The following is a 25,542-nucleotide window of genomic DNA, read 5'->3' as shown; positions in this document are numbered from 1 at the left end:
CCATGAGTGTAGCCGCCGAAAAGCTAGACGGGACCGAGGCCGAATCTCCGGCTACGGGCAGACAGCAGGATCGGTATATCCCGCCGCTTCCGCGGGTTTCGATCCAGGTCTTCTGCGAGACGCCTGAAACCAATGCCGCCTTCTCGGAAGCCGCGAGCGATCGCCGTGCCTCCCGGGCGCATATGACCGTGCAGATGGGCGGCCTCGCGGCGGCCCGTGAGTTCTACGTCAATGCGGCGACGCCGAATGTCGTCGTGGTCGAATCGACGGCCGGTTCCGATGGACTGCTCGAACAGCTCGACCGTCTGGCCGACGTTTGCGACGCTGGAACGCGCGTTATCGTCATCGGTCACGCCAACGATATCGGACTGTACCGCAAGCTGATACAAAAGGGCGTCAGCGACTATGTGCTCGCGCCGATTAATCCGGTTCTGGCGCTGTCCGCCCTGTCGTCCCTTTTCGACGTGCCGGGGACCGATCCGCTCGGCCGCACCATCGCGTTTGTCGGCGCCAAGGGCGGAGTCGGATCGTCGACGATCGCGCACAATGTCGGCTGGGCGATCTCTCAGGAACTGATCAGCGACGTGGTGATCGCCGATCTCGATCTGGCCTTTGGAACCGCGGGACTCGACTTCAATCAGGACCCGCCGCAGGGCATGGCCGAGGCGGTGTTCGCGCGCGAACGGCTCGACGAGAACTATCTCGACCGGCTGTTCTCCAAATGCACCGACCACCTAAGCCTGATCGCCGCGCCATCGACGCTCGACAAGGAATACGACCTGCCCGGCGATTCCATGGAGCCGGTCATTGAGCTGATCCGCAAGACGGTGCCGACCGTCATTCTGGACGTCCCGCATCTGTGGACGACCTGGGCGAAGGCCACGCTGCTGGGCGCCGACGAAATCGTCATCACGGCGATGCCGGATCTCGCCAATCTTCGTAATGCGAAGAACCTGCTCGACATGCTCAAACAGTCCCGGCCCAACGACCGCCCGCCGGTCGTCGTCCTCAATCAGGTCGGCGTACCCAAGAAGCCGGAAATCTCCGAGAAGGATTTCGCCGCCGCCCTGGAACTGGACATCTTCGCGACCGCCACGTTCGATCCGGTGCTGTTCGCCAACGCGGCGAACAACGGACAGATGATCGCCGAGACCCAGGCCAACGCGAAGCCTGTCGAGATGTTTCGGTCACTGGCCGAGGCGCTGACGGGCCGGTCCGAGGTCCGCAAGGCTAAGCGGTCTCCGCTCGGGCCGCTGCTGAAGAAATTATCGATGAAAAAGAGCTGAACGGATCTGAACGCCCATGTTCGGCAAACGAGGCACGCAATCTGACGTAACGCACCCGGCGCCGGTGGAGCAGCCGCGGCCGTCTGCCGCTGAAGCGCCGGCGAAGGCCCGCCCTGAGCCCCGCGAGGAGGCTCCGGCGGCGCCTGATATGAAACCGTCGGTTGCCCTGGAAGCGGACGTTCCGCAAGCCCCGGCGGCGTCTTCCGGGACGAATGATGCGTCGGCCGAACTGCTCGCGCCCAAGGCGGCGGCGACGGCCGATCCGCCAGCCACCGCGACCAAGCCCCCCGCCGCCGCGCCAAAGCCGTCGGCCGCGACGCCGCCGCCCGAGCCGAAGCGCGCACCGCGCCAGGCGCCTGCCCGCCCGGTGCGGTCGGAGGAGTACTACGACACCAAGACCGCCATCTTCTCGGCGCTGATCGACGCGATCGATCTCAGCCAGCTGGCGAAGATGGACGTCGAATCGGCGCGCGAGGAAATCCGCGACATCGTCAACGAGATCATCTCGCTGAAGAATGTCGTGATGTCGATCGCCGAGCAGGAGGAACTGCTCGACGATATCTGCAACGACGTGCTCGGCTACGGCCCACTGGAGCCGTTGCTGGCGCGCGACGACATCGCCGATATCATGGTCAATGGCGCCGACACGGTCTATATCGAGGTGTCGGGCAAGATCGAGCAGACCAACGTCCATTTCCGCGACAACGGCCAGCTCCTGAACATCTGCCAGCGGATCGTCAGTCAGATCGGCCGCCGCGTCGACGAGGCCAGCCCGATCTGCGACGCCCGCCTTCCCGACGGCAGCCGCGTCAACGCCATCGTCCCGCCGCTGGCGATCGACGGCCCCGCCCTCACCATTCGTAAGTTCAAGAAGGACAAGCTCACCCTCGAGCAGATGGTGAACTTCGGCACCATATCGCCGGAGGGCGCGACCATTCTCGAGATCATCGGGCGTGTCCGCTGCAATGTCGTCATCTCCGGCGGCACCGGCTCGGGCAAGACGACGTTGCTCAACTGCCTGACCCGCTACATCGACGAAGACGAGCGCGTCATCACCTGCGAGGACGCCGCCGAACTGCAGCTGCAGCAGCCCCATGTGGTGCGCCTCGAGACCCGCCCGCCCAATCTGGAGGGCGAGGGCGAGGTGACCATGCGCGATCTGGTCAAGAACTGCCTGCGTATGCGTCCAGAACGGATCATCGTCGGCGAGGTGCGCGGACCCGAGGCCTTCGACCTTCTGCAGGCCATGAATACCGGCCATGATGGCTCGATGGGCACGCTCCACGCCAACAGCCCTCGCGAGGCCCTGTCGCGTATCGAGGGCATGATCACCATGGGCGGCTTCAACCTGCCTTCGCGCACCATTCGCGAGATGATCACCTCCTCGGTCGACGTGATCGTCCAGGCGGCCCGCCTGCGCGACGGCTCGCGCCGCATCACGCACATAACCGAGGTGATCGGCACCGAAGGCGAGGTCATCACCCTCCAGGATCTGTTCGTGTTCGATATTATCGGCGAGGACTCCAACGGACGCATCATCGGCCGGCACAGGTCGACCGGCATTGCCCGGCCTGCCTTCTGGGATCGTGCCCGCTACTTCAACGAGGAAAACCGTCTGGCCGCGGCACTCGATGCCGCCGAGGTTCAGGACGAAGACGGCAACGCGTTCGGGGGCTGACGCGAATGCTCGACGACCGCATTATCAGTCTCGCGATCGCGGTGATGGCGACGATCGCCGTCGGCGGCATCGCCTGGGTGTTCGTTTATCCGCTGCTGTCGGGCGAGCGCCGGACCGAAAAGCGCGTCCAGACTGTCGCGGGGCGTCGCACCACCGGCGTCGCAACCGCCAAGGCGAAGGCCGAAGCCGAGGCAGGCAAGCGTCGCAAGGCGGTTCAGGAAACCCTGAAGGAACTGGAGTCCAAGCAGAAGGAACGCAAGCGGCCGCCGCTGCGCGTCCGCATCGCCCAAGCCGGCCTGAAATGGAGCGTGAAGGGCTACTTCATGTTCAGTATTGTGGTCGCGCTCGTCTTCACGTTCTTCGGGCTGATTTTCGGCGCTCAGCCGATTGTGCTGCTGGCGATCATGATTTTCAGTGGGGTCGGCATCCCGTACTGGATGCTCGGGTATCTGAAAAAGCGCCGCATGAAGAAGTTCCTGCAGGAATTCCCCAACGCGGTCGATGTGGTCGTGCGCGGCGTGAAGGCGGGGCTGCCGCTGGGCGATTGTCTCAGGATCGTCGCCGGCGAGGTCCAGGAGCCGGTCAAGACTGAGTTCCGGAAAGTCATCGAGTCCCAGGCACTGGGCCTGCCGCTCGCCGATTGCGTCGAACGCATGTACGACGGCATGCCCCTGCCTGAAGTCAACTTCTTCGCGATCGTCATCTCCATTCAGCAGAAGGCGGGCGGCAATCTGTCCGAAGCGCTCGGCAACCTCGCCAAGGTGCTGCGCGATCGCAAGAAGATGCAGGGCAAGATCCAGGCGATGAGCCAGGAGGCCAAGGCTTCAGCCGCGATCATCGGCGCGCTTCCGGTCGCGGTCATGATCCTCGTGTTCGTGACAACGCCGAGCTACATCTCGCTGCTTTGGACCGAGCGGCTCGGGCACATCATGCTTGCCGGGTGCGCCGTCTGGATGCTGATGGGCGTGCTGGTGATGAAGAAGATGATCAACTTCAAGTTCTGAAGGCAACGGCGATGCAGGGACTTCTCGACACGATCTACAATCCCTCGTTGCTCGTCGGGATCTTCTCGGCGATCGCGGCCGCGGCCGCGATCCTGTCCGTGGGCATGCCGCTCCTGTCGGGCGATCGCCTCGGCGACCGTATGAAATATGTCGCCAAGGAGCGCGCGCAGATGCGCGAGCGCGAGCGGGCCAGGCTCGCCGCCGAAAAGAACCGCGTTTCGCTGCGCAAGTCGCCCAAGGCCTACATGCAGCAGGTCGTGGACCGGCTGAATCTGCGCAAGTATTTGGAGTCGAACGACACCAGCGCCAAGCTCAAGATGGCCGGGTATCGGGGCCAGGCGGCGTTGATCACCTTTCTGTTCTTCCGCGTCGCGCTGCCTCCGATCCTGTTCCTGCTCACGATCCTTTATCTCTTCTTTGTCGGAAACTACGATTCCCAGCCGGCCGTTATCAAAATCCTGATCGCGGTCGCAGCCGCCTATGTGGGTTTCTTCGCCCCCAATCTCTACGTCACCAACCAGGTCAAGCGTCGTCAGCAGGAGATCCAGCAGGCCTTCCCCGACGCTCTCGACCTGATGCTGATCTGCGTGGAATCCGGCATGTCGGTCGAACAGGCGTTTCGCAAGGTGAGCCAGGAGATCGGCACCCAGTCGATCGCGCTCGCCGAGGAGCTGAGCCTGACGACGGCCGAACTGTCCTACCTGCAGGATCGCCGCGTCGCCTACGACAACCTGGGCAAGCGGACCGGCCTGCCCGGCGTCAGGGCTGTCGTCACCGCGCTGATCCAGGCCGAACGCTACGGCACGCCGCTCGGCCATGCCATGCGCGTGATGGCGCAGGAAAATCGCGATCTGCGCATGTCTGCGGCCGAAAAGATGGCCGCCGCGCTGCCGCCGAAACTGACTGTGCCGATGATCGTGTTCTTCCTGCCGGTCCTGTTCGTCGTTATCCTCGGACCCGCGGCGATCAAGCTGATGAAGATGTAGACGTCGCAATAGGAGCGGGCCGCGCGCGGCCCGCCCTGCACCTCGTCCAGCCGTAATTCCCGAACGCCGCGTCATCGACGCGGCTTTTTCATATCTGTAATACTGCGAAATAGGGTGAAATTTTCGTTTTATGCCGAATTTCTAGACGAAACACATATCAACGAATACGATCAGCGGCGCGAATACGGATCGTTCGACAGAGCCGCTGCATGCAGGATTTCGCGGAAGCTTTTGCGTTGGCCTTTCAGCTGATCGCCTCGGGCAATGCCGATCTCGTCGAGATCGTGCTGTTGTCGCTGCGCGTCAGCGTGACCGCGGTGCTGATCGCCGGCCTGATCGGCCTGCCGCTCGGCGCGCTGCTGGCGGTGGCGCGCTTTCCCGGCCGCGGAAGTCTGACCGTCGTCGTCAACGCGTTGATGGGCCTGCCGCCGGTGGTCGTCGGGCTGCTCGTCTATCTGATGCTGTCCAATGCCGGTCCGCTCGGCGTCCTGCAGCTTCTCTACACGCCGACGGCCATGATCATCGCCCAGGCGATCCTGGTCACGCCGATCGTCGCCGCGCTGACGCGCCAGGTGATCGACGACCTGAACCGGGAATACGACGAGCAGCTGCGCTCGCTCGGGGTGGGATGGTACGACGCGGTCGGCACGCTGCTGTGGGATGCGCGCGGCAGCCTCGCGACGGCGCTGCTCGCAGGCTTCGGTCGCGCGATAGCCGAGGTCGGCGCCGTGATTATCGTCGGCGGCAACATCAATCACGTCACCCGCGTCATGACGACGGCCATCGCGCTGGAGACCTCGAAGGGCAACCTCGCCCTGGCGCTGGCGCTCGGGGTCATCCTCATGCTGATCGCCCTCGGCGTGAACGCACTCGTGCTCGCCCTTCGCTCCGAGCGGATGGAGACGGCCCGTGCATAGTCTCCAGCCCCTGGACCCTCAGCCGGAGACCGCGCCGGCGCGGCTCAGCGACATCCTGCCGCTCGTCGCCGAAGGGCTCGTCTTCGAGGCGGGCGGCCGCCGGCTCATCGACGGGATCGATCTGGAACTACAGCCGGGGGCGCGCACGATCGTGCTCGGCCCCAACGGCGCGGGCAAGAGCATGCTCCTGCGCCTTCTGCACGGTCTTATCCGGCCGACCGCCGGCCGGGTCGTGTGGAAGGGCCGTCCGGCGGATGCCGCCGTCCTGCGGCGCCAGGCGATGGTCTTCCAGAAGCCGGTGCTGCTGCGCCGGTCCGTATCGGCGAATATCGACTACGCCCTCAAGGTCCGCGGCGTTTCCCGGGCCGAGCGCGGCGCCCGGGTCGCCGAGATGCTGGCGATCGCCGATCTGCAGACCCTAGCCGACGCTCCCGCCCGCGTCCTTTCGGGTGGCGAGCAGCAGCGGCTGGCGCTCGCCCGCGCTCTGGCGACGCAGCCGGAGATCCTGTTTCTCGACGAGCCGACGTCGAGCCTCGATCCGACGTCGACGCGGGCGATCGAGCGGCTCATCGGCGATGCCGCGGCCGCCGGCACGCGCATTGTCATGGTCACCCACGATCTCGGCCAGGCCCGCCGCCTCGCCGACGAGGTCGTGTTTCTTCATCGCGGCCGCATCGCCGAGCGGACGGCCGCGTTCCGCTTCTTCCAGTCGCCGGTGTCTGCGCCCGCGACGGATTTCCTGGCGGGTCATCTCGTCTTCTGAAAACAGGGCTGAGGGAGTAATACCGATGTTCCATCCGACGACCAGACGCTTCGCGCTCGGGGTTCTTGCCGCTACCGGACTGGCGGTCGCGACGCTCGCCCCGCTGACGACGGCCGTCAATGCCGAGGAAAAGTTCATCATCGTCCAGTCGACGACGTCGACGGAGAACTCGGGCCTGTTCAAGCACCTGCTGCCGCTCTTCAGCGACAAGACCGGTGTCGAGGTCCGCGTCGTTGCCGTTGGCACCGGCCAGGCGATCAAGAACGCGCAGAACTGTGACGGCGACGTCCTGTTCGTGCACGCCAAGTCCGCCGAGGACAAGTTCGTCGCCGAAGGATACGGCGTGAAACGCACCGACGTGATGTACAACGACTTCGTCATCGTCGGCCCGAAGTCCGATCCCGCCGGTATCAAGGGCACGAAGGATGTGTCGGCCGCGCTGAAGACGATTTCCGACAAGGCGGCGCCATTCGCCTCCCGTGGCGACGACTCCGGCACCCACAAGGCCGAGCTGCGCCTGTGGCAGGCCGCGGGCGTCGATCCGACGGCGGCGAGCGGCTCCTGGTATCGCGAGACCGGCTCCGGAATGGGTCCGACCCTCAACAGCGCCGCCGGCATGAACGCCTATGCGCTGACCGACCGCGCCACCTGGATCGCGTTCCAGAACAAGGGCGACCTCGAGATCGCCGTCGAAGGCGACGATCGTCTGTTCAACCAGTACGGAATCATTCTGGTCAGCTCGGACAAATGCGCGAACGTGAAGGCCGACCTGGGCCAGACCTTCGTCGACTGGGTGCTGAGTTCCGAGGGCCAGGCCGCGATCGCCGACTTCAAGCTCGACGGTCAGCAGCTGTTCTTCCCGAACGCCGACAAGAGCGCGAGCTGAAAATGGGCGTGCGGGAAAGAGCGGACGGCCTCGATGGAGGACGCGGGATGCGGACAGTCCTTGCGGCGGCGGCCGTGCTTGCCATGACGCTGGCACCCGCACGCGCGTCCGACACGGTGATCCTGTTCGCCGCCGGCAGCCTCAAGGCGGCGCTCGGCGAGGTCGCCGCGGGCTTCACGAAGGAGACCGGAAACCCGGTCTCCAGTGAGTTCGCCCCCTCCGGGTTGCTGCGCCAGCGGATCGAGGCGGGCGAGCCGGCGCAGGTCTTCGCTTCGGCCAACATGGCCCATCCGAAGAAACTCGCAGATGCCGGCAAGGCGGGCGAGGTCGTCCTGTTCGCCCGCAACCGGCTCTGCGCGATCGTCCAACCCGGCCTCGACGCCAGTACCGACACCCTGCTCGACGTCATGCTCGACGACGCGGTGCGGGTCGGCACCTCGACGCCCAAGGCGGATCCGTCCGGCGACTACGCCTTCGCCCTGTTCGACAAGGCCGACGGGCTGAAGCCCGGCGCGGGCGAGACGCTGAAGGCCAAGGCCCTGCAGCTCACCGGAGGCCCGGACTCGGCACCTGCCCCGGAGGGCCGCAATCAGTACGGCTGGGTGATGAGCGAGAACAGGGCAGACCTGTTCCTGACCTATTGCACCAATGCCCTGCTGGCGCAGAAGGACACGCCCGGCCTGCGCATCGTCCAGATCCCGGAACCGCTCGCGGTCGGCGCGGACTACGGGCTGACGATCCTGAACGGCGCACCGGCACAGGCCGAGGCGCTTGCCGACTACATTCTCTCGCAAGATGGGCAGGCGGTCCTGGAGGGATATGGATTTGCGCCGGCGGCCGAATAGCGGCGTGCCGGACGATCACGTGGCGTCGACATGCGCAAACGGACCACTTTGCGCTTTCGGCCCGCACGACGGGATACCGAGAGCAGTCGCGGCGGAGGCTGGGCGATGCGACGGTCGACGGCGAAGAGCTTCCTGAGCGCGCAAGCGTTCCAACTGGCCGGTGCGGCTCTTGCCGCATCGGCCTTCTTTTCTTCTCCGGCGACCGCCGATGAGATTGTGGACTCCGCCGGCCGCATTGTCACGGTTCCATCGCATGTGGACCGGGTCTTCGCCGCCGGGCCGCCCGCCTCGATACTGATCTATGTGCTCGCCCCCGATCGGCTGACCGGCTGGCCGCGCGCGCTGCGGCCCGAGGAGCGTGACTATGTCGCCGCGCCCTATCGAGACCTGCCCGAGCTCGGCCGGCTCACCGGCCGCGGCGACACCGTCAACCTGGAAGTGATGCTGTCGGCGAAGCCGGATCTGATCGTCGACTTCGGCTCGGTCAGGGACACCTACGTATCGCTGGCCGACCGGGTCCAGGCGCAGACCAACATTCCCTATCTGCTCGTCGACGGCCGCTTCGACGCGACGCCGCAGGCGCTGCGCCTCGTCGGGGGCGCGCTCGGCGTCGGCGATCGCGCCGAGGCCCTTGCCGCCTATGTCGAGGACACGTTCCGGGAGCTCGACACGACGCTCGCCGTCGTTCCCGAGAGCGAGCGCCCGCGCGTCTATCTCGCCCGTGGTCCCGACGGTCTCGAAACCGGGCTGGAAGGCTCGATCAACACCGAGATCATCGAGCGCGCCGGCGGCATCAACGTCGCCGTCGATCCCGGCCGCCAGGGAATCTCGCGGGTGTCGCTCGAACAGGTGCTCGCCTGGAACCCGGATACGATCGTGACCTGGGACCCGATTTTCTACGAAGCCGTCTGGTCCGACCCGTCCTGGGCCTCCGTCGAGGCGGTGCGGCGCGGCCGGGTCTATCTGTCGCCGACCGCGCCGTTCGGCTGGATCGACCGTCCGCCGTCGCTGAACCGCGTGATGGGGCTGAAGTGGCTGAGCCGCATTTTCTTCCCCGATCGTTTCCCCGACGATCTCGCCGATCAGACCCGCGCGTTCTATAAACGCGTCTACCATGTCGATCTCGACGAAGACGCGCTGAACCGGCTGCTCGCGTGGTCACGGGGACGCAAACCCTGACGACGTCGCGCTCGTACAGGGCCGCCACGGCCGGGGCCGTCGTGGCGGTTCTGGCGATGGCGCTTGCCGCCGCCTGCATCGGCCCCTATCCGCTCGGCCCAGGCGAGGCCCTCCGCCTCGTGTTGGAGCGCGTCGCCGGAACCCTTCCCGCCGACGATCCCGCCGCGACCGTGCTGTTCAACGTGCGCCTGCCGCGCATCGGCGCCGCCCTCATGGTCGGCGGCGCGCTGGCCGCCGCCGGCGCGACCTATCAGGGCCTGTTCCGCAATCCGCTGGTTTCGCCCGATATCCTCGGCGTCTCGGCCGGGGCGAGTTGCGGCGCGGTGTTGGGAATTTTCCTCTCGCTGTCCGTGGTGGCGATCCAGGGCCTGGCCTTCGTCGGCGGCATCCTCACCGTGGCGCTCGTCTATCTCGTCGCCTCCGGCGTGCGCGGCCGCGAGCCGGTGCTGGTACTCGTGCTCGCCGGCGTCGTCATGGGTGCGCTCGCCGGCGCGGTCGTCTCGCTCCTGAAGATCCTGGCCGATCCTTACGACCAGCTTCCCGCCATCACATTCTGGCTGCTCGGCAGCCTCTCCGGCATCAAGACCGTGGACGTCGTCTCGAGCCTTCCCGCGGTGGTGATCGGCCTCGTTCCGCTCGTCCTCCTGCGCTGGCGCATGAACGTCCTGTCGCTCGGCGACGACGAGGCCAGGAGTCTCGGTGTCGATGCCGCCCGCCTTCGCCTCGTCTTCGTCGCCGCCGCCACGCTGATGACGGCGGCTGTCGTCGCGATCTCAGGCGTCGTCGGATGGGTCGGGCTCGTCATGCCGCATGTCGCCCGCATGCTGGTCGGGCCGAACTACGACCGCATGCTGCCGGTGGCGATCCTGCTCGGTGGCGGCTATCTGCTCGCCGTCGATACGCTGGCGCGCACGCTTGCCGCGACCGAGGTCCCCATCGGCATCCTCACCGCCTTCGTCGGCGCGCCGTTCTTCCTCTGGTTGCTCGCGCGCGGCCGGAAGGGCTGGGCATGAGCCTCGCCGCCGACCATCTCACCATCGGCTATCCCGGCCATGTCGTCGGCCGCGACATGTCGCTGGCGGTTTCGGCAGGCGAGATCGTCTGCCTTCTGGGGCCGAACGGCTCGGGCAAGACGACGCTGTTCCGGACGCTCCTGGGGCTGCTCCCGGCGAAGGGCGGCACCGCGCGGATCGACGGCAGCGATATCCGCGCGCTGTCGCGCGCCGACATCGCCCGCCGCGTCGCCTTCGTGCCGCAGGCGCACAACGCGATGTTCCCCTACTCGATCCTCGACATGGTGACGATGGGGCGGACCGCCCATCTCGGCCTGTTTGCGCAACCAACCGCGCGCGACCGAAAGACCGCGCTCAGGGCGCTTGCCGCCCTGGGCATCGATGATCTGGCCGGTGCCGACTACACGGCGGTGAGCGGCGGTCAGCGCCAGCTTGCCCTGATCGCCCGCGCGCTCGCCCAGAATACCGCCTTCGTCGTCATGGACGAGCCGACCGCGAGCCTCGATTTCGGCAACCAGGCCCTCGTGCTCGCCCAGATCCGCGATCTCAGCCGGCACCAGGGCAAGGGCGTCGTGCTGTCGACCCACGATCCCGACCACGCGCTGGCGATCGGCGACCGCGTCGCGCTCCTGTCGGACGGCGGGCTGATCGCCGTCGGACCGCCGGCTGACGTGCTGACCGCGGAGCGGCTAGGGGCCGTCTACGGTGTCGCGGTGACCGTCACCCGGCTGGACGACGGTCGAACCGTCTGCGTGCCGACGCTCGAAGAGCCTAGTCTCCGGTCGCCAGCAGCACTTCCGACGCCTTGATCACGACCGTCACGTCGGAGCCCTCGCTCAGCGCCAGGTCGTCGACCGCCTCGACCGTGACCGTCGAGGTGATGACGTTGCCGCCGCCGATATCGACCTTCACGGATGCGGCGACGGCGCCGCGCTTGATGGCCGTGACCTTTCCCTTGAGCAGGTTGCGGGCGCTGATCTTCATGGGATCCTCCTCGACGTGGTCATGGTCCGTTGTAGTGCACCCGGCCGAAGCCGGAAATATCGTAGCCGCCCAGTTCCGCCGCCTTGTCGCGGAACGCCTGCGATCCGCAGACGCCGGCGAGCGCCTGGAACGGCTGCTCGAACCAGCTCCGGCGCCAGACCAGGATGTCGAAGCGTTCGCGCATGAGCGGCACGAAGCCGAGCCGGTATTCGCGGGCCACCGAAGCGATGCCGAGGCCGGCGTCGGCGCGGCCGTTGAGGATCGAAATCGCCACGTCGTGCTCGGTTCGGGCCGCCGGGCCCATGGTCAGGTCGCTTTCGGACACGCCGGCGGCCGCGATCAGGTCGAGGAAGAGATGCTGGGCGCCGGCTTCCGCCTGGCGCGGCACGAATCGTCGGCCCTTCAGCGCCTCGATCCCGTCGATGCCGAGCGGATTGTCGCTGGCGACGATAAGCCCGCGCTCGCGCCACGCCCATTCGACGAGCACGACCGGCATGGCCGGGAAGCGCACGGAGACCCGGCCCCGGTTCCATTCCTGCGCGCCGTCCTCGGGAATGTGCATGCCGCAGAACAGCGCCTCGCGGCGGCCGAACCGCTCGATCCCGTCCAGCGATCCGTCGAACACGGTGGCGATGCCCGCGCGCGATTCCCGGATCGCCCAGTCGAGCAGGGGATCGTGGCTGCCGGCGGCGACGGGCGGCGGATCGGGCAGCGCCTTCAGGTCGCCGGAGACTTCGGTGTGGCGGGCGAGCCAGGCTTCGATCAGATGGTGGGGAAACAGCAGCTTGCCGGTGACCCGCGTGAACGGCACCTCGTTGGCCGCGGCAAGCTCGTAGACCCGGCGCTCCTTGACGCGCAACAGGTCCGCCAGCTCCTTGGTGGTCAGATACAGGTTGCTCTCGCCCGCCATGCCAGCCGTCCGCTAGGCCTCGTAGACGACGCGCCCGTCGGCGATGGTCACGGCCGGGCGCACCTGGTCGATTGCCTCCGGATCGGCGGTCTCGATATCGGCCGACAGGACCACGACGTCGGCGAGCATGCCGGGCCGAAGCATGCCCTTGCGGTTCTCCATGAATTCGATCCAGGCGCCGTCGCGGGTGTAGGAGGCGAGCGAGTCGCTCAATGACTGGCGCTGGTCGGGATCGCTGTCGGCCCAGCGCTTGCGGGTGAGCGCCGCCTTCAGGTTCGCCATCGGGTCGATCGGCGAGACCGGCCAGTCGGTGGCGAAGATCATCGGCGCGCCGGCCTCGCGCACCGTCTGCCAGGCGTAGGCATAGGGCCATTTCGCCTCGCCGATGATCGAGGCCGTCGGCTGCAGCGAGAAGCCGGTGCCGGGCGCGTGGATCGGCTGCATCGAGGCGGCGACGCCCAATTCCCGGAAGCGGCCGAGGTCGTCGGGATGGATCACCTCGATATGTTCGATCCGGTGGCGCGAATCCCGCGGCCCGTTCGCCTTGCGCGCCGCCTCGTAGCCGTCGAGGACGCCGCGTACCGCCCCGTCGCCGATCGCGTGGACGGCGATCTGCAGCCCGCGCCGGTCGGCTTCGGTGGCGATCTCGGCGAAGCGCTTCGGTTCGAACAGCGGATCGCCGCGCCAGCCGGGCTTGCCCGGATAGTCGTCGAGCATCACCGCCGTCCAGGAATCGACGACGCCATCCATGAACATCTTCACGAAGCCCGACCGCAGCCGTTCGGAATGGAAGCGCCGGTGCATCTCCTCGGCCTTGTCGAGGACGTCCATCTCCATGAAGTTCCTGAAGTGGAACGGCACCCGCACCCGCAGGGACAGGCCCTCTTCCCGGTCGATCGCGTCGAGCAGCTCGAGCTGGTAGAGATTGCCGTCCATGTTCTGCACCGAGGTGACCCCGTGCGCGGCGCAATGGGCGAGCCCCTTGCGCATCAGGTCGAGGTCGAAGGCGCGCTCCGCGGCGGTCGGCGCCGGGTCCGGCTCGCCGCCGGTCTCCAGCCCCAGCCGGAAGCGCATGCCCGCCGCCCCCAGGGCCAGCACCGGATTGTAGGCCTCGCCCTCGCGCAGTTCGCCGGCCGCCTTGCCGTCCGCGCCCATGACGATCTCGTTGCCGACGCCGACCGCCTTGCCGTTCAGGATGCCGGCCTCCGCCAGTGCCTTGGTGTTCGCCCAGGCGGTGTGGTGGTCGGCGGCGAACATCAGGAACGCCCGATCGGGCAGGATCGCGTCGAGATGCTGGCGGGTGATGCGCTGGTTGTCCGGCAGGATCGCGTAGCCCGCCCCCTGCGCGATCAGCAGCGGCTCGTCCGGCCGCTGCGCCGCGTAGGCCCGCGCCGCCGCGGTCAGTTCGTCGAGGCCGTTAACCGCCCCGAGCTGCAGGTTGTCGAGTTCGGCCGCGCCGCAGAACAGATGCACGTGCGCGTCGTTGAAGCCCGGCAGCACGCTCGCCCCGCCCGCGTCGATCACCCGCGTCGCGTGGCTCTTCAGCCCGTCGATGTCCCCGGCCGAGCCGACCGCCATGATCTCGTTGTCGACGATGGCCAGAGCCTCCGCCCGCGGCCGTCCGGGATCGACCGTCAGGACCCTGGCGTTGGTGACGATGATATCGGCTCTGGGGGACATTGGCGCTCCGTTGGACCGTTCCGGGTGTGTTTCCCCCATTCATAGCCCGGCATGGCGGCCTTTGGCAGGGGGTATCGCGCGGGGCGCGCCCGGAACGGGGAGGAGCGAAGAGGGCGGGCAGATCGCGGCCGCCCGTCCGGGCGGCCGCGGCATCCTCAGGGCTTGATGTAGGTGTAGCCCTGCTGCTGCAGGTAGGACAGTTCGGCGACGCCGGAGGGAACGATGTCGCTTTCCCACACGTCGAACAGGTCGTTCTCGTAGTCGATCTCGCGGCCGACCAGCGTGTTGTTGCAGACGTTGAAGCCGACGTTCTGCCCCTTCAGCTCGAGCACAGCGCCCTGCACCGCCTCGTTGGAATTGGCTTCGCGCAGCAACTCGACGCCGTTGCCGTGCAGCACGACCTTGACCTCGATGTTGTCCTTGCCGACGGCGTTGATGTGGTTCTGGATGTTGCGCATCGCGCCCTTGTAGGCCTTGGCGTTCTCTCCGCCGAGATAGTTGATATGATAGACAACCTTCTGCTTGCCGTAGCGTTCGTCTGCATTCGCCGGACCGATGAAGACGATGGCCGCGTAGATGGCGGCGATTGCGGCGATCAAAGCACGCATGGATTTCCTCCTGAGACGTTTTTGTTGTGTGGAGCGTCCCGCGCTCCAATAGAAATATTGTCATATGTGAATGTAATCACCAAGCGCCCGCTACGGGAGCTTCTCACGACTGCGCGATGAGGGAGCGTCCGAAGGGTGCGGCGCCGCGCGCAGTGGAGGGCGTGGAGAGCACACGGCGATCCGGTGCGTGAGGCTGGGGGCTAGGATACGCCCGTCCCGGCCGCTCATCTCCGCGCAAGCGGGGATCGGCCTGCCCTGGGCACGGCCTTGCACCACTGCATGCGGGTTCCCGCCTTCGCGGGAATGAGCGAGGAGAGGGAGGCCCGCGATGCGCCGTCTTGCAGCCCTCATCCTGAGGAGCGGCGACGCCACGTCTCGAAGGACGAGGGCGGGCACACCTACCACGCCGCTACCCGGTCTGGCCATCCTTCGATACGCCGCCTGCCGACGGCTCCTCAGGATGAGGTCGGTGGACAGGGCCGCCGCCAACCATCTCCCACGTCATTGCCGGGCTTGACCCGGCAATCTCAGGCGTGTGGCACGAGATGCCCGGGTCAAGCCCGGGCATGACGTGGAGAAAAGGCACGGCCGTGCCACACGAACAAACGCGTGTCCCGGACTTGATCCGGGACCCATGCAGCCTATCAATGCGGTGCTGCGAAGGCGGAACGCGGTCACCCGCCCGCCGGTCCTCGGCGGCGTCGCCTCGCGCGTTCGTGACTTGAAACGCCTTCGCATTTCATCGAGGCGCCTCAGGCGCCTCGGCCGTCACTCACCCATCTTCAGCGCGGCGATGAACGCCTCCTGCGGGATCTCGACCTTGCCGAACTGGCGCATCTTCTTCTTGCCTTCCTTCTGCTTCTCCAGAAGCTTGCGCTTGCGGCTCACGTCGCCGCCGTAGCACTTGGCGGTGACGTCCTTGCGGAGCGCGGCAATGGTCTCGCGGGCGATCACCTTGCCGCCGATGGCGGCCTGGATCGGGATCTTGAACAGGTGCCGGGGGATCAGGTCCTTCAGCTTCTCGCAGAGCTGGCGGCCGCGCGTCTCCGCCTTGGAGCGGTGCACCAGCATCGACAGGGCGTCGACCGGCTCGCCGTTGACCAGGATCGACATCTTGACCAGGTCGCCCTCGCGGTAGCCGGTGATCTGGTAGTCGAAAGAGGCGTAGCCCTTGGAGACCGACTTCAGCCGGTCGTAGAAATCGAACACCACCTCGTTGAGCGGCAGGTCGTAGACGACCATCGCCCGGTTGCCGACATAGGACAGGTCGACCTGCTCGCCGCGCCGGTCCTCGCACAGTTTCAGGATCGCGCCCAGATGCTCGTCGGGGGTTAGGATGGTGGCGCGGATCCACGGCTCGGCGATGGAATCGATCTTCACGACATCCGGCATGTCGGCCGGGTTGTGCAGCTCGATCTCCTCGCCGTTGGTCAGCGTCATCTTGTAGACGACCGACGGCGCCGTCGCGATCAGGTCGAGGTCGAACTCGCGCTCGAGCCGCTCCTGGATGATCTCCAGATGCAACAGCCCCAGGAAGCCGCAGCGGAAGCCGAAGCCGAGCGCGGCGGACGTCTCCATCTCGAAGGAGAAGCTGGCGTCGTTGAGGCGCAGCTTGCCCACCGCCGCGCGCAGGTCCTCGAAATCGGCGGCGTCGATCGGATAGATGCCGCAGAAGACAACGGGTACCGAAGGCCGGAAACCGGCCAGCGCCTCGGTGCACCGGCGCCGCTCCTCGGTGATGGTGTCACCGACATTGGTGTCGGCCACCTCCTTGATCGAGGCGGTGAGGAAGCCGAGCTCGCCGGGGCCCAGCTCCGGGAAATCGACCAGCTTCGGCGTGAAGATGCCGACCTTGTCGACGTCGTAGGTCGCCTTGGCCTTCATCATCCGGATCTTCATGCCCTTCTTGAGCACGCCGTCGATAATGCGCACCAGCACGACGACGCCGAGATAGGGGTCGTACCAGCTATCGACCAGCAGGGCCTTCAGCGGCGCGTCGCGGTCGCCCGCGGGCGCGGGCAGGCGCGTGACGACCGCCTCCAGCACGTCGGCGACGCCGATGCCGGTCTTCGCCGAGATTTCCAGCGCGTCAGAGGCGTCGAGCCCGATCACGTCCTCGATCTGCGTCTTGACGCGCTCCACGTCGGCGGCCGGCAGGTCGACCTTGTTGAGCACCGGCACGATCTCGTGGTTGACGTCGATGGCCTGATAGACGTTGGCCAGCGTCTGCGCCTCCACGCCCTGCGAGGCGTCGACCACCAGGAGCGAACCCTCGCAGGCAGCCAGGCTACGGTTCACCTCGTAGGTGAAGTCGACGTGGCCGGGCGTGTCGATCAGGTTGAGGACATAATCCTCGCCGTTCGCCGCCTTGTAGTTGAGGCGCACCGTCTGCGCCTTGATGGTGATGCCGCGCTCGCGCTCGATATCCATGGAATCGAGCACCTGCTCGCGCATCTCGCGCTCCGTCAGGCCGCCGGTGAGCTGAATCAGCCGGTCGGCCAGGGTCGACTTGCCGTGGTCGATATGGGCGATGATCGCGAAGTTGCGGATGTGGTCCGTTTTCGTCATGGCGGCGCTGATACCACCGCCAAACCGGGGAGGGAAGCCGTTTCCCGCGGGGGCGTCAGCCGGGGTCGCCGTTTCCCGACAGAATCCGCGCCGCGCCGCCGACCCCGTTGCGGAACGCCGCGTCGAAGCTGACGCCGCGGATCGACCACGCGCGGGCCCCGTCCGGGGCCTCGAGGCGCCAGTGCGCCGTCCATCCGAGCGACCCGGGATCCCAGACCAGCTGGCCGGACAGCGGCAGGAAATCGTCCCGATCCTCCCCGTTCTTTCCGTCCGCGCGCGGCAGCGCGACGCGCAGGCCGAACCGGTCGGCGGCCTCGGCCAGCGCCTCGCGCATGTCGCGGTTCCCCGCGCCGCCTCCTGCTCCCAAATCTGCTCCGCGACCTACTCCGCCGCGTTCCCGGAGAGCGGGTCGGGCGCGTGGGTCCTGCGGCCGCCGCCGAAGGCCTGGCCGATCTGTTCGAACAGCACGAACAGGCCGGGGATGACGAGAATGCCGACCAGGGTCGCCGCCACCATGCCGCCGAGCACGGTGTAGCCCATCGACAGGCGGCTCGCCGCGCCGGCGCCCGAGGCCATCACCATGGGGATCAGGCCGAGGATGAAGGCGATCGCCGTCATCAGCACGGCGCGGAAGCGCATGTGGCCACCCTCGATCGCCGCGTCGACGAGCGATTTGCCCGCCTCGTGCTGTTCCTTGGCGAACTCGACGATCAGGATGGCGTTCTTGGCCGCCAGGCCGATCAGCAGGATCATGCCGATCTGGCAGTAGATGTTGTTGGCGAACCCGGTCGGCGCCAGCATGCCGAGCACGGCGATGGTGGATATCGCGCCGAGCAGGGCGATCGACACCGAGGTGATCACCGCGAACGGGATCGTCCAGCTCTCGTACTGCGCCACCAGGAACAGGTAGCCGAAGGTGAAGGCGAGCGCGAAGACGATGCCGATCAGCCCGGCCGCCTCGATCTCCTGATAGCTCATGCCCGACCAGTCGTGGCCGTATCCCTTGGGCAGCTTCTCCGCCGAGAGATCGTCGAGCTGGGCGATCGACTGCCCGGACGAATAGCCGGTCGTCGTCTGGCCGTTGATGGTGGCGGACGGGAACAGGTTGTAGCGGGTGATCATCGGCGGCCCGAGCGTCTCCTTCACGGTGGCCAGTGTGCTGAGCGGCACCATGTCTCCGGCGTTGTTCTGGACGTGCAGGCTGAGGATGTCCTCGATCTCCCGGCGGTAGTCCTTATCCGCCGAGAGGTTGACCTGGTAGACCCGGCCGTAGGCGCTGAAGTTGTTGACGTAGAGCGAGCCCAGCTGCGCCTGCAGGGTCTGGTAGAGGGTCGAGACGTCGACGCCGAGGCTCTCCGCCTTGACGCGGTTGACGTCGAGATAGAGCTGCGGCGCGTCCGCCGAGAAGGTCGAGAAGGCCCGTCCCACCGACGTCAGTCCGTTCGCTTCGGTGATGAACGATCGCGCCACCGCCGCCAGTTCCGACGGCGACTGGTTGCCCTGCGCCAGCAGGCGGTAGTCGAAGCCGCCGGCGGTGCCGATGCCGGAGATCGGCGGCGGCGGCATGACGATGACGTCCGCCTCGGCGATCTCGGAGAAGGCGGTCTGCAGTTTCTCGTAGATCGCCAGCAGGCCGAGTTCCTTCGTGGTGCGCTCGTCCCACGGCTTCAGCACGACGATGCCGAGGCCGAAATTCGCCCCCGTCGAGCTGGTCAGCATCGAATAGCCCGACACGGTGACGGTGTTCAGCACGCCGTCGGTCTTGCCGGAGATCTCGGCGATCTGGCTGAGCACCCGTTCGGTTCGCGGCAGCGCGGCGCCGTCGGGCAGCGTGACGATCACGAACAGCGCGCCCTGGTCCTCGTTCGGCACGAAGCCGGTCGGCACCCGGTTGAACAGGACGGCGAGGCCGATGCCCGCGGCCACCACGATCAGACCGGCGATGATCGAGCGCCGCGCGATCATGCCGACGACGCGGCTGTAGCCGTTGCGGGTCTTGTCGAGGCCGGTGTTGAACCAGCGGAACGGTCCCCTGGCCTCCTTTGGCGGCCTGAGCACCATCGCGCACAGCGCCGGCGACAGCGTCAGCGCGTTGATCGCCGATATCACCACCGCGGTACAGATGGTCACCGCGAACTGGCGGTAGAGCTGTCCGGAAATGCCCGGCAGGAAGGCAACCGGCGCGAACACCGCGATCAGCACCAGGGTGGTCGAGACGATCGGCCCGGTGACCTGCCGCATCGACCGCAGCGCCGCCTCCTTGGAACTGACACCGGGCTCCTCCTCCATGATGCGCTGGACGTTCTCCACCACCACGATGGCGTCGTCGACGACCAGTCCGATGGCGAGGATGACCGCGAACAGCGTGATCGTGTTGGCCGAGTAGCCGAGCGCCAGCAGCACCGCGAACGTGCCGATCAGGGAAACGGGGATCGTCGCGGCCGGGATGATCGTCGCCCGGATATCCTGCAGGAAGACGTAGACCACCAGCAGGACGATGATGCCGGTCAGCCCGAGGGTATGGATGATCTCGTCGATGGTGGCGGAGACGAACTTGGTGGAGTCGTAGACGTCGACATAGTCCAGGTCGTCGGGGAAGCGCTCCTTGAGCGTCTCCATTTCCGCCAGCACGCCCTTCGCGACGCCCAGGGCATTGGCGCCCGGCGACTGCTGGATGGAGATGGTCGCGGTCGGCTTCTGGTTCAGGAGGCTGAGCGCCGTATAGCTCTGCGAGCCGAGCTCGACGCGGCCGATATCTCGGACGCGGACGACGCCACCTTCCGAGTTGGTCTTGATGATGATCTCGCCGAACTGCCGGGCGTCCGAGAGCTGGCCCTGCGCGGTGATGTTGTACTGGATGAGCTGGCTGTCATGCGTCGGCGCCGCGCCGATCTGACCGACGGCGGCCTGCGCGTTCTGCGCCTGGATGGCGCTGTAGACGTGCTGGGGCGTGATCGACAGCGACGCCATGCGGTTGGGGTCCATCCAGACGCGCATGGAATAGTTGAGGGCGCCGAGGACCGACACCGACCCCACGCCGGTCACGCGCGACAGCGGGTCGACCACGTTGATCGAGGCGTAGTTCGACAGGAACAGCGAGTCGTAGGTCTCGTTCGGCGAGTAGAGGTTGACGATCAGCAGGAAGCCCGGTTCTTCCTTGTTGACCGACACGCCGAGGCTGGTGACCGTCGAGGGCAGGTTCGGCATCGCCAGCTGCACCCGGTTCTGCACGTTGACCTGGGCGATGTCGGGATCGGTGCCGATCTCGAACGAAACGGTCAGGATATACGAGCCGTCGGACGAGCTGGTCGACGACATGTAGATCATGTTGTCGACGCCGTTGACCTGTTCCTCGATCACCGAGGCGACGGTTTCGATGACCGTCGCCGCGTCTGCGCCGGGATAGGAGGCGGTCACCTGGACCACGGGCGGCGTGATGTTCGGGTACTGGGCGACGGGGATCTGGGTCAGCGACAGCGCGCCGGCGAGCGTGATGACGATGGCGATGACCATCGCCATGCGCGGGCGTTCGATGAAGATGGCGGAGAACATGGGCGATCAGCTCCCGCTCGAGGCGGTCTGCGGCTTCACCGCCTCGCCGGCCGTAACCTTCTGGATGCCTTCGACGACGATGGTGTCGCCCTGCGCCAGTCCGCCGGTGATGGCCACCTTGTTGTCGAAGTGCTGGCCGGTCTTGATCCGGCGGATCTGCGCCCGGTTGTCCTTGTCCAGCGTCAGCACGTAGGGGCCGTCCTTGTCCTGCAGGATGGCGCTGACCGGAACAACGGGCAGCAGCTGCGTCTCGCCGACCTGAACCGTCACCTCGACGAACTGACCGGGAACCAGCTCGAAGTCGGGGTTCTTGAAATTGGCGCGGACCGCGATCGTTCCGGTCGACTGGTCGACCGTGTTGTCGACGAACGAGATCTGGCCCGGATACTGGTACTCGTCGCCGTTGGCGAGCTGGATGGTCGGTCTGAAATCGTTGCGGAAATCCTTGTCCGGAGACGATTTCTTCAACTGCTCGATCACCTGCAGGTAGGTGCGGTCCGAGATCGAGAAGACCACCCGGATCGGGTCCATCTGGATGACGGTCGCCAGCGTTCCCGACGCGGTGTTGACCAGGTTGCCCTTGGTGTAGTTGGCCTTGCCAATGCGCCCGTCGATCGGCGAGGCGATTTCCGTGTAGGACAGGTTGAGCTGCGCCGACTGGATATTGGCGTTGGCCTGGGCGATCGAGGCGTTGGCCGAATCCACGTTGGCGGCGGCTTCGTCGCGCGACGCCTGCGCCTGATCGACCATGGCCTGGGAAACGGTGTTGGATTTGATCAGCGTCTGCTGGCGCTCCAGGGTCAGGTCGGCGTCCTTCAGCTTCGCCTTGCCGCCCTCCAGCGATGCCTCGGCCGACTTCAGCGCGGCCTGGGACTCGGCCAGAGATGCCTCGTAGGGGCCCTTGTCGAGGGAGAACAGCAGCTTGCCGGTTTTCACCAGCGCGCCTTCCTGGAAGGCGACCTCCTCGACATAGCCTTCGACGCGGGCCTGGAGGTCCACCGACTGGATCGCCTCGACCCGGCCGACGAAGGATTCCTTTTTGGTGACGTCCTCGTTCTTCACCGCCGCGACGACGACGGCCGGTGCCGGTTTCGTCGAATCCTGGGCCAAAGCGCTGCTGGCGGCCATGGCGAGAGCGGCCATGCCGCATACCCTCGCGAGGTTGGTTCCGGTCCGCATTTGTCCCTCCCGAGCGGTGATTTCCAATGACTCGGCCGGCACGTTACTGCCAGCACATTAACCGTTAGTTGGCTGAATCGGGAAAGTCCTTCAAGGCAAAATCCTGCCCTAGGGAGAGGGGTGTGCGCGGGGCAGGGGCCCGAACGTTCCGGGAAAGCGCCGGAACAGCCCCGGAAAAAGCAGCCAGAAGCGGCCAAAAACGCCCGAAAAAATGCGCCCGAAAAACGCGGCACCCGAAACCTAGAAGACGCTGGCCACGTCCGCGAACGCCTTGCGCCGGATATCCGGCACCATACAGGTTTGCGACGGATGGCCCGCGACCACCAGAACATACGGCTTCTCGGTGTCGGGCCGGCGACAGATGGCGTTGAGAAATCCCATCGGCGCCGGCGTATGGGTCAGCGTCGCCAGGCCGGCATTGTGCAGGGCGGCGATCAGAAGGCCGGTGGCGATGCCGACCGATTCGGGCACGTAATAATGCTTGATCCGCCGGCCGTCCTTCAGGCCGTGGCGCTGCGCGAAGACAGCGATCAGCCACGGGGCGGTCTCCAGGAACGGCTTGTCGGCGCCGGTGCCGAGCGGGGCGAGCGCGCCGAGCCATTCCGCGCCGGCGCGGCCGGCATAGAACTCCCGTTCCTCCGCCTCCGCCGCCGCCCGGATCCGCGATTTCACCGCCGCGTCGCCGATGATGGCGAAATGCCAGGGCTGCTGGTTGGCGCCCGAAGGCGCCGAGGCCGCCGTCATCACGCAGTCCTCGATCAGGCTTTGCGGTATCGGCCGGTCGGAGAAGTCGCGCACCGTGCGCCGCCGCGCCATCAGCGCCCGGAACGCGCGCGCCCGGTCGCCCATGTCCTCGGGCGCGCGTTCGGTGAAGTTCAGCGGCTTGAAGCCTGACGTGTTCATGGGACCAGTCCTCGCGGCGCGGCCATATCGCCCGCGTTCCGGGTCGCGTTCCCGCGAACGCCCCGGCACGGGCCGTCTTCGTGTCGGCGCTACTGTGCCCTCACAGCACGGACGGGCGCCAGCCCCGTCTCGAAGGTGGGAGGTCCGGGACGCCTAGACGATCCGGCTCGCCCCGCCGCGGCGCGGGTCGCCGGCGGCCTCGAAGCCGCCCTTGGCGGTCCGCTCGACCGCGTGGACACCGCCGAAATAGAGGTTCCGCTCCGGCCAGGCGCGGTGGTCGGGAAAGGCGCGGATCAGCCGTTCGCGGTCGGCTTCGGCAAGGAAATCCTCGAAATCGAGATGGCCGCGCTCGATATGCAGGCGCGGCGCGTCGACGGCGTCCTGCAGCGGCATCCCCGCCGAGCACCGGTTCGCGAGCGCCTGCAGGATCGCCGTGCGGATGCGATTCGAGCCGCCCGAGCCGAAGGCGACCACCGAGCCGTCCCGTTGCGCGGCGATTCCCGGCGTCATCATCGACCCGAGCCGTTGTCCGGGTTCCCAGCAGTGGAAGCCGCCCGGATTGAGGTCCTCCTCGCCCAGCATGTTGTTGAGCATGAAGCCGCAGTCCCTGACCAGCCGGCCGTTGCCTTCGCCGTTGGAGACGGTGGCGGCGGCGGCGTTGCCGTCCGCGTCGATGACGCTGACATGGGTGGTGCCGCGGGTGGCGGCCCGCGTCGGCCGTGGCGCCTCCGTGCCGATCAGCCGGCCGGGATCGGTCGGCGCCTCGCGCCAGAACCGGTCGACGGTGTCGATGGCCCGCCCGCGCGCCATCTGATCGGCCGCGTCCTGCGGGTCGAGCGTGCGCAGCATCGCCGCCACCAGCGCGCCGCCGAGCGCCGGCGGCGGATTGAGCGACACCGTCCAGTCTCCGGTTCGCGCGCCGATCGCCGCCGCGATCGGCGCGCGCAGTTCCACCGCGAAGCCGGCGATGTCGGCATGGGTCAGGTGGCCGCCATGGGCGGTCGAGACGTCGGCCATCGCCGCCGCGATCTCGCCTTCGGTCGCGATCCGCAGGCCTTCGCGGCCGATCGCGTCGATCGCCTCGGCGAGCGCGGGGTTGGCGAACGTCCCGCCGTCCTGCGGCAGCGCGCCGTCGGGGGCGAACAGGGCGGCCGCCGTGTCGGTCCAGCGGTAGATCGGGCCGACGATGTCGAACACGTAGGCCTGCAGCGGCATGACCCGGACGCCCTCGCGCGCGGCGACGACGGCCGGTTCGGTCAGGCGCCGCATCGGCAGGCTGCCGAGCTGTTCGTGGACGGCGAAGATGCCCGGCACGAAGCCCGGCGTCGCGCTGGCGCCCGCGCCGATATGGAAGACCTGCGTCGCCGTGCCGAAGTCGACGGTCACCTCGGCGAACTCGATTTCGTCCCGCGGCAACGGGCGCGACGGCGCGGCGGTGAAGAAGTCGAACACGCGCGTGCGCCCGCCCGCCTGCGCGGTCAGGAAGCCGCCGCCGCCGGGGCTCGCCAGGACCGGTTCGCAGACGCAGGCCGTCCACAGCGCTGCGATCGCCGCGTCGAACGCGTTGCCGCCCTCGGCCAGCACGTCGGCCGCCGCCTCGGCGGTGCGCGGATGGCCGGCGGCGACCGCGCCGCGCGGCGGGCTCATCGGGCAGCCTCCCCGACGAGACGGGCAAGCGCCGCGTCGAGGGCAGGATCGTCCGGCAGCGCGATCCCGAACGGGTCGGCGAGCGCATCCCGGATGGCCTCGGCGCTGTCCAGCGTCCGCCGCTGCGACGGCGCGCCGCGGCGATGCACCGACAGCACCGCGTCGCGCAGGCCGTAGCGGGCGTCGTCGGTGACCCGCGCCGCCAGCAGCGCATTGCGGAAGGTCGAGTCGGGATGGGTCGCGGTATAATGGTTCATCATCTCGAAATCGGGATCGGATTGGGCCTGCAGGTCGAAGGCGTAGAGCGGCGTCCAGGCATCGGCGATCCGCACGTCCAGGCGGTAGCCGGTCTCGTTCCTGTCGACCCTATCAACCCTGGCGACCCGGAACGGCTCGTGCGGCGTCGTCTGCTCGGCATCGGTTTCGAGCATCAGCGGCCCCGTCGGGGTCAGGCCGCCGAAGCCGGCATCGACGATGGCCCGCCCGCCATCCGTCTCGCCGTCCATCTCGACCAGGAGCAGCATGTGCGTGCGCGGCCGCATCGCGCCCGGCGGCAGGTCCATGACCACGCGCGCGGCAAGCCCGGTCACGCCGAATCCCATCGCGCGCAGGGCGTGGGCGATCAGCAGGTTGTGTTCGAAGCAGTAGCCGCCGCGGCCCCCGGCGATCAGTTTGCGCTGGATAGAACCGACATCGAGCCGCACCGGGCGTCCGAGCAGCGGATCGAGGTTCTCGAAGGCGATCGCCTTCGTGTGCGCCAGAACGACGGACCGAAGCGCCCCGGCCGTCGCCGTCCGGGCGCCGTCATGGCCGATCCGCCGCAGATAGGCGTCGAGGTCGAGGGTGTCACGCATCGATGCCCGCTCCATGCGGTGCGGGTATCGACTCAAACGCCGTCAAGCGCAAGCGCGGTGGCCATGACGGGCGGGACAACCGGCCACGACGGACCCCGGC

22 protein-coding genes are annotated in these 25,542 nt (G+C 67.3%); 11 read left to right on the top strand and 11 right to left on the bottom strand.

Going from position 1 to position 25,542, the window contains the following annotated elements; genetic code table 11:
• Window positions 1–2: 2 nt before the first annotated feature.
• The 11 genes from ACSF9G_RS18130 (at window position 3) to ACSF9G_RS18080 (ending at window position 11,366) form a co-directional block, all read left to right on the top strand.
• Window positions 3–1,286 carry a CpaE/TadZ family protein gene (locus tag ACSF9G_RS18130; RefSeq protein WP_436643523.1) on the top strand — a complete coding sequence of 428 codons (1,284 nt, stop codon included), beginning with the start codon at window positions 3–5 and terminating at the stop codon, window positions 1,284–1,286.
• A 148-nt stretch (window positions 1,287–1,434) separates the two neighbouring features.
• Window positions 1,435–2,964: a TadA family conjugal transfer-associated ATPase gene (locus tag ACSF9G_RS18125; protein WP_436643522.1), complete on the top strand. Its 1,530-nt coding sequence runs from the start codon at window positions 1,435–1,437 to the stop codon at window positions 2,962–2,964.
• Window positions 2,965–2,969: 5 nt separating this feature from the next.
• On the top strand, window positions 2,970–3,968 hold the full coding sequence (locus ACSF9G_RS18120; protein ID WP_436643521.1) for a type II secretion system F family protein: 999 nt from the start codon (window positions 2,970–2,972) through the stop codon (window positions 3,966–3,968).
• Between the two features lie 11 nt (window positions 3,969–3,979).
• Window positions 3,980–4,954, top strand: a complete 975-nt coding sequence (locus ACSF9G_RS18115; RefSeq protein ID WP_436643520.1) for a type II secretion system F family protein — start codon at window positions 3,980–3,982, stop codon at window positions 4,952–4,954.
• A 209-nt stretch (window positions 4,955–5,163) separates the two neighbouring features.
• On the top strand, window positions 5,164–5,871 hold the full coding sequence (locus ACSF9G_RS18110; protein WP_436643519.1) for an ABC transporter permease: 708 nt from the start codon (window positions 5,164–5,166) through the stop codon (window positions 5,869–5,871).
• Window positions 5,864–6,634: an ABC transporter ATP-binding protein gene (locus tag ACSF9G_RS18105; RefSeq protein ID WP_436643518.1), complete on the top strand. Its 771-nt coding sequence runs from the start codon at window positions 5,864–5,866 to the stop codon at window positions 6,632–6,634. The genes ACSF9G_RS18110 and ACSF9G_RS18105 overlap by 8 nt, the downstream gene beginning before the upstream one ends.
• 25 nt (window positions 6,635–6,659) lie before the next feature.
• The gene (locus ACSF9G_RS18100; RefSeq protein WP_436643517.1) at window positions 6,660–7,520 is read left to right on the top strand and encodes an ABC transporter substrate-binding protein; all 861 of its coding nucleotides are present in this window, start codon (window positions 6,660–6,662) and stop codon (window positions 7,518–7,520) included.
• A gap of 47 nt (window positions 7,521–7,567) precedes the next feature.
• Window positions 7,568–8,365, top strand: a complete 798-nt coding sequence (locus ACSF9G_RS18095) for a molybdate ABC transporter substrate-binding protein (RefSeq protein WP_436643516.1) — start codon at window positions 7,568–7,570, stop codon at window positions 8,363–8,365.
• Window positions 8,366–8,470: 105 nt separating this feature from the next.
• A complete protein-coding gene (locus tag ACSF9G_RS18090) occupies window positions 8,471–9,544 on the top strand; it encodes an iron ABC transporter substrate-binding protein (protein ID WP_436643515.1) in 1,074 nt (357 codons plus the stop codon).
• 56 nt (window positions 9,545–9,600) lie between these two features.
• Window positions 9,601–10,557: a FecCD family ABC transporter permease gene (locus ACSF9G_RS18085; RefSeq protein ID WP_436644032.1), complete on the top strand. Its 957-nt coding sequence runs from the start codon at window positions 9,601–9,603 to the stop codon at window positions 10,555–10,557.
• Window positions 10,554–11,366, top strand: a complete 813-nt coding sequence (locus ACSF9G_RS18080) for an ABC transporter ATP-binding protein (protein ID WP_436643514.1) — start codon at window positions 10,554–10,556, stop codon at window positions 11,364–11,366. Before ACSF9G_RS18085 ends, ACSF9G_RS18080 begins: the two co-directional genes overlap by 4 nt.
• Here the strand turns inward: ACSF9G_RS18080 and ACSF9G_RS18075 are convergent.
• The 11 genes from ACSF9G_RS18075 to ACSF9G_RS18025 all read right to left on the bottom strand — a co-directional run bounded on the left by ACSF9G_RS18075 (window position 11,329) and on the right by ACSF9G_RS18025 (window position 25,442).
• Window positions 11,329–11,541 (bottom strand): TOBE domain-containing protein, encoded by a 213-nt coding sequence (locus tag ACSF9G_RS18075; protein ID WP_261615581.1) that lies wholly within the window; start codon window positions 11,539–11,541, stop codon window positions 11,329–11,331. The two genes, ACSF9G_RS18080 and ACSF9G_RS18075, sit on opposite strands and share 38 nt — an antisense overlap.
• 19 nt (window positions 11,542–11,560) lie before the next feature.
• Complete coding sequence (locus tag ACSF9G_RS18070) at window positions 11,561–12,451, bottom strand: substrate-binding domain-containing protein (protein ID WP_436643513.1); 891 nt, start codon at window positions 12,449–12,451, stop codon at window positions 11,561–11,563.
• A gap of 12 nt (window positions 12,452–12,463) precedes the next feature.
• Window positions 12,464–14,131 carry an amidohydrolase gene (locus ACSF9G_RS18065; RefSeq protein ID WP_436643512.1) on the bottom strand — a complete coding sequence of 556 codons (1,668 nt, stop codon included), beginning with the start codon at window positions 14,129–14,131 and terminating at the stop codon, window positions 12,464–12,466.
• Window positions 14,132–14,286: 155 nt separating this feature from the next.
• A complete protein-coding gene (locus tag ACSF9G_RS18060; RefSeq protein ID WP_436643511.1) occupies window positions 14,287–14,739 on the bottom strand; it encodes a DsrE family protein in 453 nt (150 codons plus the stop codon).
• Window positions 14,740–15,507: 768 nt separating this feature from the next.
• Window positions 15,508–17,307 (bottom strand): translation elongation factor 4, encoded by a 1,800-nt coding sequence (gene lepA / locus ACSF9G_RS18055; protein ID WP_436643510.1) that lies wholly within the window; start codon window positions 17,305–17,307, stop codon window positions 15,508–15,510.
• A 55-nt stretch (window positions 17,308–17,362) separates the two neighbouring features.
• Window positions 17,363–17,641, bottom strand: coding sequence for a hypothetical protein (locus ACSF9G_RS18050; protein ID WP_436643509.1), 279 nt, complete (start codon window positions 17,639–17,641; stop codon window positions 17,363–17,365).
• 47 nt (window positions 17,642–17,688) lie between these two features.
• Window positions 17,689–20,859 (bottom strand): efflux RND transporter permease subunit, encoded by a 3,171-nt coding sequence (locus ACSF9G_RS18045; protein ID WP_436643508.1) that lies wholly within the window; start codon window positions 20,857–20,859, stop codon window positions 17,689–17,691.
• Between the two features lie 6 nt (window positions 20,860–20,865).
• Window positions 20,866–22,038, bottom strand: coding sequence for an efflux RND transporter periplasmic adaptor subunit (locus ACSF9G_RS18040; RefSeq protein WP_436643507.1), 1,173 nt, complete (start codon window positions 22,036–22,038; stop codon window positions 20,866–20,868).
• Between the two features lie 240 nt (window positions 22,039–22,278).
• The gene (locus tag ACSF9G_RS18035; protein WP_436643506.1) at window positions 22,279–22,941 is read right to left on the bottom strand and encodes a nitroreductase family protein; all 663 of its coding nucleotides are present in this window, start codon (window positions 22,939–22,941) and stop codon (window positions 22,279–22,281) included.
• Window positions 22,942–23,094: 153 nt separating this feature from the next.
• Entirely contained in the window at window positions 23,095–24,588 is a 1,494-nt protein-coding gene (locus ACSF9G_RS18030; RefSeq protein ID WP_436643505.1) for a gamma-glutamyltransferase, read from the bottom strand.
• Window positions 24,585–25,442 (bottom strand): arylamine N-acetyltransferase family protein, encoded by an 858-nt coding sequence (locus ACSF9G_RS18025; protein WP_436643504.1) that lies wholly within the window; start codon window positions 25,440–25,442, stop codon window positions 24,585–24,587. Before ACSF9G_RS18025 ends, ACSF9G_RS18030 begins: the two co-directional genes overlap by 4 nt.
• Window positions 25,443–25,542: the final 100 nt, after the last annotated feature.

It is taken from the genome of Microbaculum mangrovi (assembly GCF_051390635.1).
In the GTDB taxonomy this organism is placed as follows: domain Bacteria; phylum Pseudomonadota; class Alphaproteobacteria; order Rhizobiales; family Tepidamorphaceae; genus Microbaculum.
Note: the sequence above shows the minus strand (reverse complement) of the source record. Positions and strands in the feature narration are given on the sequence as shown.